This window comes from Aestuariibius violaceus, from assembly GCF_040779325.2.
Classification (GTDB): domain Bacteria; phylum Pseudomonadota; class Alphaproteobacteria; order Rhodobacterales; family Rhodobacteraceae; genus Aestuariibius; species Aestuariibius violaceus.
Genome location: NZ_JBFONT020000043.1, coordinates 1 through 223 on the forward strand (window position 1 = coordinate 1; position 223 = coordinate 223).

Here is a 223-nt window from a genome sequence, read left to right on the forward strand (position 1 = left end):
GTCTCAAAGAATGCCAGCAGCTTCGCTCGCTTGATGGCCTTGTTAAAGATAACTCGGCCGTTCTCCGAAATGCCGTGCACTTGAAAAACATCCTTGGCCAGATCAAGGCCGACGGCCTTTACTGTCATTGGGTGGCTCCTTTCCTAGCAGTCTTTGACAACTGCACTTTGGCACATTCGATGCCGGTGGAGCAGGAGCCACCCACCTCATCCGGTTTGAGCCG

Annotated in this window: 1 pseudogene; it reads right to left on the minus strand. The window is 53.8% G+C overall.

Going from position 1 to position 223, the window contains the following annotated elements:
- Positions 1–128: pseudogene (locus AADZ90_RS22460) on the minus strand (IS110 family transposase); the annotation flags it as partial.
- Positions 129–223: the final 95 nt, after the last annotated feature.